The 279-nt window shown below is 65.9% G+C and carries 1 protein-coding gene; it reads right to left on the reverse strand.

The window, feature by feature from the left end:
- Window positions 1–279: cupin domain-containing protein (locus tag EN862_RS35930; protein ID WP_135913364.1), on the reverse strand; the 279-nt coding region annotated here is incomplete at both ends.

The following is a 279-nucleotide window of genomic DNA, read 5'->3' on the forward strand; positions in this document are numbered from 1 at the left end:
AGCCGACCCGGTCCATCGTCACCTCGCCGGCCATGGCGTCGAGCAGATGCTGGATGCCCGGCGCGTTCGCCATCAGCTTATGCGCCTGCATCAGGTCGGGCATCATGTCGAGCAGCGGATGCGAGCCGTCGAGATTGAAATGCATGCTGCCGCAAAACAGCAGGGTCTTGCAGCCGTCGCAGCCGTTGGAGACGTCGAAGACGTTCTCGCAGACCGGCTCGATGGTGTAGCGGCCGATCGGCACCGGCGGCACGCCCGGCGCGCTCGCCAGCACATGCT

It is taken from the genome of Mesorhizobium sp. M2E.F.Ca.ET.219.01.1.1 (assembly GCF_004016445.2).
Taxonomy (GTDB): domain Bacteria; phylum Pseudomonadota; class Alphaproteobacteria; order Rhizobiales; family Rhizobiaceae; genus Mesorhizobium.